The following is a 9,004-nucleotide window of genomic DNA, read 5'->3' on the forward strand; positions in this document are numbered from 1 at the left end:
CGTCGCGAGGCACATCATCGGCGGGACGGTTTTATATCGACCGAAGCGGTACATCGAACTGTGTACCGGCTGTGCGTGATACTTCTGGTGGTGCTTGCCGGCTGTTCCGGAATCGGCGGTACCGCCGGCGACAGCGGGGAGCAAGAGGTGGAGACGGTGACGCCAGTTCCGGTCCCCGACGCCGACCCGGAGCGCGGCAGATCGACTGGGATCGACGGGTCAGGCGTCTCGGATCCGTGGTCGCTGGCGGCGGCACACAGCGAACGAATCGAGAACCGCTCCTACAGGCTCGTTTCGAATCAGACGGTACAGTACGAAAACGGGACCCTCCGGTCCCAGTACCGGACCGATCTCCGACTCGCGACGAACCGGACGTACTTCATCACAGTCCGGACGGACGGGCCCGAGGGGCCGCTGCTCCTCGGCGAACCGCCGGCAGTTTCGGAGTTTTGGGCCGACGGGGAGACCTACATTCGAGCGTTCGGCGAGCCTGACCCCCGCTACAACGAGTTCACGCCGACCAACTCGGGGGTCGGAACATGGTGGTTCTGGGCCTCGACAGGGTCGTTTGACGTGTTGTTGACCCCGTCGGAACTGATCGGTGAGACGCTCAGTGCCGTGCCGACTCGGGTCGAGTCAACCCGATCGGTCGATGGGGGCGAGCGCTACCGGGTGGTCGAGGTCGGCGCGCCCGTGGCCGAACTCCCGTTCCCGGCGGCATCCCCGGCGCGGAACGTCAGCCTCGTCGCCGAAATCGACCGTTCCGGCCTCGTGAGACGTCTCGAACTCGAGTATAGCGGTCGGATCGACGGCGACCGCGTCGTCGTCTCACGCTCGATCGCGTACTCCGATATCGGATCGACCGAGGTCCGGCGGCCGCCGTGGTTCGACCGGGCGACGTGAGTGCCGCGAACGGCTCTGGTGGGTGGTGGGCGTGTCATCCGATCGGGCGTGCGTACCGCCGACGCCGATCGGCCAAAGAGTACAACAGTTTTGAGTCACCGCACCGACCGAGCGATATGGACACGAGTAACGCCCGCGCGACGGCGACTCGGTCGTCGATCAGGCGGGAGCGACGCCGCGGTCGCGACGGCGACGTGGACGGTGGGGGCCCACGATGAGCGAGGACACGGACCTGACGGTCGAGTTGGTCGAGCGCTCGCTCGATCCGGAAACCGTCGGGCCGTTCGGAGAGCGACTGGACGAACAAGCCGAGTGGCTTCGGACGGCCATAGCGGATGGGCGGATGAACAACCCGGATTTCGCTGTCGGCCTCGAGATGGAGGTGTACGCGGTAACGGACGGCGATACCGAAGGCGAAACAGAGGGCAAAACTGATCGCAAGCGCAACACCGCGTCCGACGCGGATGGTGCCGAGGATCCGCGTCTGACGCGCCTCCCGGAGGACCTCTTTGAAACCGCGGCGGCGAACAAGGAACTGGGGCTTCACAACGTCGAGATCAACACCGACCCATCAGTACTGAGCGAAACAGGGCTCGCGGCACAGGCCGACGAGATCGCCGAGCGAACCCGAAAAGCCGCTTCGGCGACTCGCGATCACGGCTGCGAACTCGTCCTCGATGCAATGTGGACGCTACCGCCCACCGACGGGGCGATGGCGTATCTCTCGGCGACCAACGAGCGCGATGGCGTCGTCCTCGCCGAGAACATGCGTCAGGACCCCCGGTACGTCGCTATCGACAACCACGCGCTCCGACACAACGGCGGCGGCCCGATCTCGCTGTCGGTCCCGGGGGCCGATATCGAGTTCCCGACGATTCTCTTCGAGTCGCTCGCCACGTCGATACAGCCACACCTCCAGATCCCGAGCGCGGCCGAGTTTCCGGCGTACTACAACGCGGCGATCCGGACGCTTGGCCCGGTGCTGGCGCTGTCGGCGAACTCGCCGTTTCTCCCCGCCGAACTGTACGATGATGTCGACGACCCTGAGGCGCTCATTGCGGCGACGCCACACGAACTCCGGATCGACGCCTTCGAGCAGTCGGTCAACCGGACGCCGAACGCGAAAGTCCGGGTCCCCCACGACATCGAGACGGCGACCGACGTCGTCGATCGCGTGCTCGAGGACGATCGCTACGCCCCGTTCCTACGCGAGTGGATCGACGGCGAAACTGAGCGGGAGGGATTGGCCGACCGGGTCTGGGAGTTCGATCACAAGCGCGGGACCTACTGGCGGTGGCTGCGCTGTGTGATCGGCGGCGACTGCGTCGATGCCGCCAACGATGAGCGCTCGTTACGTATCGAGTACCGCCCGATACCGACGCAGCCGACCGTCACCGACGTCATCGGGATGCAGGCGCTCGTCGCAGGGGTGCTCCGCGGACTGATCGAAGCCGACCACCCGATCACGGCGTTGCCATGGTCGGCAGCCGAATCGAGCTTTTATAATGCCGTCGAGAACGGCCTCGATGCCGAGTTGGCGTGGGTGGCCGCCGACGGCGAGCGCACCAGCGATCCGAACGTAATCTTCGGCGAACTCTTCGATCACGCGCGGTTGGGGCTCGAGACTGCGGGCGTGCCGGCCGACGACATCGACCGGTATCTCTCGCCGATCGAAGAGCGTTGGCGTGCGCGGACGAGTCCGAGCACATGGAAAAAAGCCCGCGTTCGGGATGCTCTCGGCGGCGGGGCCGACCTGGCTGAGGCCATCGCTGCGATGCAACGGGAGTATATCGCCCTGAGCCGCGGGGACGACCCCTTCGTCTCCTGGCTCTAGCTCAGAAGTCGGGGAGGTCGTCGGGGGCCTCGTAGTCGGTTTCCCAGTCGATGTACTCCTCCTTCAGCGTCCGGCTGATCGTCTCCCCGAGCTCAGCCATCGAGGCGTTAATACCGGAAACCGTCTCCCAGGAGGACAACTCGGGGTGGAGGTCGCGCTCTTTCCAGTCTTCCGGAATCCCGGGGGCGTGATAGCCGACCCGGTCCGCGAACGCGTCCCAAAAGAAATCAAAGTGCTGTATCATGCCCAATTCCGCGACGATCCCGAACGCTCCCTCGTCCAGGTCGGTCGTTTTGGCCCACTCGTCGAACGCGTCCGCCCACGCGCCCGCTTCGAGTAGCGACTCGAGTTCGTCACGCTTGTAGTCGGTGTCGCCGACGACCTCGGCATCCTCGTACTCGTTCGGGTCGGTTTCCTCCAGTTGTGGCGGGTCCGGTCGGTCGACATCGAGGCTCATCGGTCGTGAGTACGGACACGCGGTTCATAAGCGTGGCCGTCGTGACCGTCGACGCGTCGGGGGCATCGGGCCACGGTATCCCCACCATGGCTACAGGATCCCTGCCGTTGCGGGCACTACGGGTCGCTATGACGACCGTTCCTCGGGGAATCGTTCGTACCGAACGCGAAGCGACGTGCTGGAGACGACGGAGAGTTCGCGTTCGATGGCGTTATCGAACGCATCGCGACCGGCACCGGGTTCAAGATCGATCTGATCGGGCAGCGCGTGTGCGACGAACCGATACGCCTGGTTGTCGGCCGTCTCGTGGCAGGGAGAGCGATATCCGACCGTTCGACCGCCGTTCGTTCCCTGTCTCGTACCCTCCGGCGAGTCGATGCGTTTCCGGTCGGGGAGCCCGGCCGGGAGTTCGAGAGAGTCAGTCGCCGGCAGCCCCCAGAGCAGCCAGATCGTCTGCGGGGTGTAGCCGCGCAGCCACTCGCCGACAACTGCGACTGACTCGGCCGCGTCGGGGACGCCTTCGATCCGGAGCGGCGGTGATTCGCCGGTCCCGTCGCAGGTGTACCGTTCCGGCAACAACCCGTCGTCGAGGCCGGGGATGGCGACTGAGAAGTCGGGTCCGTCCGGTTCCACGGGCTCACCGCCGATTGTACAGCCGGCAGAGAGGACGGCCGGGAGGGCAGCGACGAGTTCGCGTCGGCGCATATCTTTCGTACGGCTTCCGGGGACAAGACCGCATCGACACGCAGTCGAGCCGGCCCCGTTGAACCCGTCGTGTCGGCATCGACCCTGCGTTGTCGAAGCCGATCTGGCGGCGGTTGGTTGATTACGATCGAGGCCGACCACCGAGTATGAGCGTTGAAATCGTGCCACCGACACGGCGGAGTTGTGAACGTTGCGGACGGACGGATGTCTGGGACGAGGACACCGGCAACTGGGTGATCGCCGAAGAGGACGGCGAACGCAAAGTCGGCGATAGACATTGTATCCACGAGTGGGATATAAATGGCCGCTACAATCCGGTGACCGGCGAGACGGAGCCGGAGGGCTGACCACGATTCGATGCCGACCGCCTACGTCACCGCGCCCCGCGAGGTCGCCGCTGATCTCGCCGCGACCCTCGTCGAGGAGCGCCTCGCGGCCTGCGTCAACCGGTTCGACTGTCGCTCGACGTTCCGGTGGGACGGCGACGTCGTCCGGGAGAAAGAGGCTGCCCTGCTGATCAAAACGACCGACGACCGCTACGGCGAACTCAAGCGGCGTATCGAGGAGCTACATCCACACGAGGTGCCCTGTATCGAGCGCTTCGACGAGGCGGACGCGCTGGAGTCATTCGCCGGATGGGTAGCCGACAGCGTCGAGTGATTACCGCTCGGGGACGGGCGGCGACCAGCCGTGTCTGTCTGCGACAAAGTCGATGAATCCGGGGAACTCGTGGTCGTGGCCCAACACCTCGGCCGCGAACTCGGCCTCGGGAGCGTCCGAGAACCCGCCGGAGCCGACCATCCGGCGAAGCACCGCATCGGTGTCGGCCGTACTGTCGGAGAAAGCGTCGGTAAACGCCGTCGGCGTCGCGCCGAAGCGGTCCTCGAACGTCGCTTTCGCGTCGTCGTAGGCGTCTTCGATCCACCCGTCGCGGTGTGCCTCGTACGCGTCCTCGTAGGCACTATGCAGCTTCGAGAACTCGCCTGCAGTGAGCGGGTCGGTTGCGGACAGAAACGTCACGAGCGTGATCGCCGTCTCCCTCGTCGACGGAGTTTCGGAGTCCGCGGTGGGAAAACGGAGTTCGTCGAGTGGATCGACGCTCGGGGCCGGCGTCGAGGAGAGCGAAGCGGCGTACGTTCCGTCGTCGTGCTCCCGGACATAGATCGTGTACTGGAAGCGGTCGTGGCGAAACTGTCTGACGATGCCGTCGCCGTGACTGCCGCCGAGTCGCCCGTACCAGCGATCGATCCCCAGGTCCGAAAGCGGCGGGGTAAACGCCGTCGGCGAGAAGACGAGATCGACCAATTCCACCCGACTCAGCCGGGTCGTACAGGGCACTGCCGCGAGCTCCTCCAGCACTCGCTTGCGGTCGCCGTTGATCCGGGCGCTCCGTCCACAGGATTCACAGACCACGCTCCGCCCTTTTGTCGGGTGCTCGGGCGTCACCGTCGGGATGTGATCGCCGACGGGGACATCCGGAAGCTGATAGCGCCCGCACGGGATGGCGGCGAGTTCGTCCAGCGCCTGCCGGATCGGGCCTTCAGCGGTCACTGAGTACGGGACGGTTACCCCACAGGAACGACACCGGACGAACCGCTCACGAGCGAACAGTGACGGCGTGTGTCCGCGAGCAGCGACCCTCGGGTCGACGTCGAAGTCCCGGAGCGTCGTCGACCGGGCGTCCTGCGTTGCCATACTGCGGCGTTCGGCGCCCCATTTAAAAACCGTACTCCCGATGTGCTCGTCTGTTTCGAGCGCTGAAACCGGTCGCCACGGTGCTCGAAACGGAGCCCGAATTTAAATAGCGTATTCACCAATCACTCACAAGAGCATGACGGGTCCGCTAAATCCCCGCAGATACGACCTGGGCGAGTTGCGCGACGCGGCCCGGGATCCCTCCGACCGTCCCGGGACCGACGGGTCACCCCCCGAACGACCGGACGGCGGACGACCGGACAGCGCGACATCCACCGACGGGGAAGAACGAGCGGTCCCGGTCGAACCGACCACGCCACGGCCGACTCAGGACTCGCCTCATACGGGCGATAGCGGGCGAGCAAATGATCCTAGCGGGCACGTCTCCCAGACTGACGGGCAGACACCCCGAAGTGGGGGGCAACCCCCCCGAACTGAGGAACGCGCATCCCGATCCGACACAGCGCGACACGACGCTGGGCACTCGCGGAGCGGCGAGCCCCAACGCCGAGCCGATCCCGAGCGGACGGCAGACGCGGCCGATCCGGACCGCCGACGAGCGGCGGGCGAACCGCGCGACACGAACGTGGCAGCCGACGCTGAGCCACAACAGCCGGAGACCGCGTCCGATCATGGGCGCGCCGCGACCGACGCCAGCGAACAGCGCGAACCGGCTGACGAAATCGAGTCGTATCTCCGTTCTCGCCATCGCCGACGTAGCGACGAGACGCGTCGATCCGAGCGCCAGTCACAGACAACCGGCGATCGCGCGACATCCCGGCCCCCGGAGCGACGACAGGCGTCGCCCGCGCCCGAGGCGTCTGAAGACGGGCGGGCCCCAAACGCAGCCGCCTTTTTAACCGAACTCTCCGGTCCCGATCTCTCGAAACCGTATCTGGACCGGCTCCCGGATGCGTACACCGCCCAACTCGAGGTCTTCGACTGGCTCGAGGAGCTGCTCACCGTGGCCGGCCACGACGCGACGCTGTCGGCGCTTGAGTACTACGAGTCGATCGGATGGATCTCCGAGCGAAGCCGCGAGGAACTGGAGGACGTCGCCTCGGGGCTCTCCACACCGGGGGCGGAGACCGCCGCTCCGTCGCTTGGCGTTGATGACCACCGCGAGAGCCTTCTGTACATCGCTCGACTCGCTCACCGACAGAACGGCTGAGGCGCCCGCAACGTCGGGACGGGACGGAGGCGGTGTCTGTGACTCCTAGTAGGGCGATGTCCGCGATCCCTGGCGGGATGGGGTTCACCGTCCGACGGGCGCGCCATCACTCCGCCGCACACCGGTTCGGCCCGAGTTCTAACTCGATAGCCTCGTCCTCCGTGGCCGCCGAGCGTCCCCGGTTGATCGCGATGATGCGCTCGTAGTTCGGGGGTTTCTCCGGCGCCGACTCGACGACGTGTTCCGAGAACGCCCCGCGGTCGTCGTGCAGGATCGACAGTTCCGTCCGGAGCGCTCGAACCGTCGTCGAAACCTCCGAACCGGGGGCGGCGCCGTACGCTCCGTCGTTGGAGACCGAAAAGTGTCCGGGGAGGACGGTCACGGGGTCGGGTTCGGCTAAAACGGTGCCCTGAAGCGACTCGTACAGCAGCGCCGCTCCCGAGGCGGCGTCCTCGTCGCCGAACTGGAGTTCGGTCCGGCCGACGCCGTCGATGAAAACCGTATCGCCGGTCAAAAGCGCCTCCTCGCCGACGAGATAACTCACCATCCCCGAGGTGTGTCCCGGCGTGAAGAGTGCCTTGACATCCACGTCACCCACCGCGAGCACCTCGTTCCGACGGAGGGGGCGGTACTCGAAGTCAGGGTCGCGTTCGGCGACGCGCTCGCCGAGGTGATACGGGACCCCAAGCGCGTCCGCGAGCCGACGGCCACCGCTCAGGTGATCCGCGTGAATGTGTGTATCGAAAACCCGTTCAATCTCGAAGCCGCGTTCGGCCGCCGCCTCGCGGACCGTCCCGACGTGGCGCGTCGGATCAACCGCGGCCGCGGCGCCGGTTTCAGGGTCGGCGACGAGGTAGCCGAGACAGCCCTTCGCGCGCCGTTGTAACTGCACAATCTCGACGGACCCATCGGTGTCGATATTAACCGTGTCGTAGACCGCGCTCCAGCCGCGCATCCCGTCGTTGACGTGGCGGACATCTTCGTAGCCCGCGTCGACGAGTTCCTCAGCGAGCGCGCCCGACGAGAGTCCCTTCGCGCAGATGGTTACGACGGGGTCCTCAGGGGTGAGACCCGTCTCCGACCGGAACGTGTCGGGGTCGAACGCCCGATCTGGTTTATAAAAGAAGTGGGTCGCGCCGGCGAGTCGCCACTCATTAAAGCTCTTCACGTCGCGCGTGTCGACGAGATGAAACGGCTCGCCCGAGTCGACGAGGCGTTTCAGTTCTTCGGCAGAGATGTCCGTCGGCGATGACGTCGTCGCGTCGGTCATGGGTAATCGACGTACCGCCGAGTATTAAGACCGCGGAGCGACGCCGCCGGATATGTCGTCGGTCCCACCGTGGTACGCCCTCCTCGTCGCCGTCTTTGCTGGGAGCTTCGTGCTCGCCGGCCACTACGACGCGAAGTCAGCCCCCGGTCAACGCCGTAGCGCGGCAAACGGGCGCAGCAGAATCGGAACGTACGCTTCGGCTGGATCGTACGTCGCGAACGTGAGGCTGTTCGTCATCACGGAGACGCTCGAAACGGCCATCGCCGCGCCGGCCAGCGCCGGGTTGAGCACGCCCAGCGAGGCGACAGGGACGAGCGTCGCGTTGTAGGCGAGCGCCCAAAACAGGTTCTGGCGGACCTTCGAGAGTGTCGCCTGAGAGACCCGGATCGCCTTCAGCACGTCGGCGGGGTCCGAACGCATCAGCGTCACGTCGGCGGCCTCCATCGCCACGTCGGTGCCCGAACCGATGGCGACGCCGATATGGGCCGCCGTCAGCGCGGGGGCGTCGTTGACGCCGTCACCGACCATCATCGCACGGGTGCCGTCGGCCTGAATCGAGTCGACGGTGTCGGCCTTCTCACCGGGGAGGACCTCGGATCGGACGTTCCCGTCGGGGATGCCGACATCTTCGGCGACCGCCGCCGCTGTCCGGGCGTTGTCGCCGGTCAACATGAACACGTCGTACCCGCGGTCTTTGAGGTCCAAAACGGCCGTCTTTGCGCTCTTTTTGACCGTGTCGGCGGCCGCAACGACGCCGATGACCTCACCGTCGAGGGCGACGAGCATCGCCGTCTTGCCCTCGCGTTCAAGCCGCGCCATCGTTCCGTCTGCTGGTTCGGGGTCGACGCCGTTGGCCGTCAACAGCGCGCGGTTTCCGACGAGGACGTCGCCGTGGCCGGTGGTGGCCTTGACACCCTTGCCCGGCACGTTCTCGAACGACCTCACGTTGGCCAACTCGAGATTGCGTTC

General features: G+C 66.0%; 10 protein-coding genes. 5 read left to right on the forward strand and 5 right to left on the reverse strand.

Annotated features, from left to right (window positions below):
- The first annotated feature begins 60 nt into the window (after window positions 1-60).
- Together ACI944_RS00495 and ACI944_RS00500 are read left to right on the forward strand one after the other, a co-directional pair.
- Window positions 61-903 carry a hypothetical protein gene (locus tag ACI944_RS00495; RefSeq protein WP_411717100.1) on the forward strand — a complete coding sequence of 281 codons (843 nt, stop codon included), beginning with the start codon at window positions 61-63 and terminating at the stop codon, window positions 901-903.
- 214 nt (window positions 904-1,117) lie between these two features.
- Window positions 1,118-2,737 carry a hypothetical protein gene (locus tag ACI944_RS00500; RefSeq protein ID WP_411717101.1) on the forward strand — a complete coding sequence of 540 codons (1,620 nt, stop codon included), beginning with the start codon at window positions 1,118-1,120 and terminating at the stop codon, window positions 2,735-2,737.
- Between the two features lies 1 nt (window position 2,738).
- On the opposite strand, the gene ACI944_RS00505 is transcribed toward ACI944_RS00500, so the two are convergent.
- Complete coding sequence (locus tag ACI944_RS00505) at window positions 2,739-3,194, reverse strand: hypothetical protein (protein ID WP_411717102.1); 456 nt, start codon at window positions 3,192-3,194, stop codon at window positions 2,739-2,741.
- Window positions 3,195-3,320: 126 nt separating this feature from the next.
- Window positions 3,321-3,899 (reverse strand): YbhB/YbcL family Raf kinase inhibitor-like protein, encoded by a 579-nt coding sequence (locus ACI944_RS00510; protein WP_411717103.1) that lies wholly within the window; start codon window positions 3,897-3,899, stop codon window positions 3,321-3,323.
- Window positions 3,900-4,045: 146 nt separating this feature from the next.
- Here ACI944_RS00510 and ACI944_RS00515 point away from each other — a divergent pair, with 146 nt between their 5' ends.
- Both ACI944_RS00515 and cutA read left to right on the forward strand, forming a co-directional pair.
- On the forward strand, window positions 4,046-4,246 hold the full coding sequence (locus tag ACI944_RS00515) for an HEWD family protein (RefSeq protein ID WP_411717104.1): 201 nt from the start codon (window positions 4,046-4,048) through the stop codon (window positions 4,244-4,246).
- Window positions 4,247-4,256: 10 nt separating this feature from the next.
- On the forward strand, window positions 4,257-4,559 hold the full coding sequence (cutA, locus tag ACI944_RS00520) for a divalent-cation tolerance protein CutA (RefSeq protein WP_411717105.1): 303 nt from the start codon (window positions 4,257-4,259) through the stop codon (window positions 4,557-4,559).
- Here cutA and ACI944_RS00525 read toward each other — a convergent pair whose 3' ends face one another.
- A complete protein-coding gene (locus ACI944_RS00525; protein ID WP_411717106.1) occupies window positions 4,560-5,594 on the reverse strand; it encodes a hypothetical protein in 1,035 nt (344 codons plus the stop codon).
- Between the two features lie 586 nt (window positions 5,595-6,180).
- Between ACI944_RS00525 and ACI944_RS00530 the strand changes: the two genes are divergently transcribed.
- Window positions 6,181-6,765 carry a FlaD/FlaE family flagellar protein gene (locus tag ACI944_RS00530; protein WP_411717107.1) on the forward strand — a complete coding sequence of 195 codons (585 nt, stop codon included), beginning with the start codon at window positions 6,181-6,183 and terminating at the stop codon, window positions 6,763-6,765.
- 106 nt (window positions 6,766-6,871) lie between these two features.
- Here the strand turns inward: ACI944_RS00530 and ACI944_RS00535 are convergent, their stop codons facing one another.
- Together ACI944_RS00535 and ACI944_RS00540 are read right to left on the reverse strand one after the other, a co-directional pair.
- Window positions 6,872-8,035 carry an MBL fold metallo-hydrolase gene (locus tag ACI944_RS00535; protein WP_411717108.1) on the reverse strand — a complete coding sequence of 388 codons (1,164 nt, stop codon included), beginning with the start codon at window positions 8,033-8,035 and terminating at the stop codon, window positions 6,872-6,874.
- Window positions 8,036-8,182: 147 nt separating this feature from the next.
- Window positions 8,183-9,004, reverse strand: an 822-nt coding sequence (locus ACI944_RS00540) for an HAD-IC family P-type ATPase (RefSeq protein ID WP_411717109.1), incomplete at its 5' end; no start/stop codon positions are given.

Source organism: Natronomonas sp. (assembly GCF_046710025.1).
Classification (GTDB): Archaea; Halobacteriota; Halobacteria; order Halobacteriales; family Haloarculaceae; genus Natronomonas.

Coding starts and splice junctions, on each gene's coding strand:
- ACI944_RS00500 (WP_411717101.1), top strand. CDS start 1,118: ATGAGCGAGGACACGGACCTGACGGTCGAGTTGGTCGAGCGCTCGCTC.
- ACI944_RS00505 (WP_411717102.1), bottom strand. CDS start 3,194: ATGAGCCTCGATGTCGACCGACCGGACCCGCCACAACTGGAGGAAACC.
- ACI944_RS00510 (WP_411717103.1), bottom strand. CDS start 3,899: ATGCGCCGACGCGAACTCGTCGCTGCCCTCCCGGCCGTCCTCTCTGCC.
- ACI944_RS00515 (WP_411717104.1), top strand. CDS start 4,046: ATGAGCGTTGAAATCGTGCCACCGACACGGCGGAGTTGTGAACGTTGC.
- cutA (WP_411717105.1), top strand. CDS start 4,257: ATGCCGACCGCCTACGTCACCGCGCCCCGCGAGGTCGCCGCTGATCTC.
- ACI944_RS00525 (WP_411717106.1), bottom strand. CDS start 5,594: ATGGCAACGCAGGACGCCCGGTCGACGACGCTCCGGGACTTCGACGTC.
- ACI944_RS00535 (WP_411717108.1), bottom strand. CDS start 8,035: ATGACCGACGCGACGACGTCATCGCCGACGGACATCTCTGCCGAAGAA.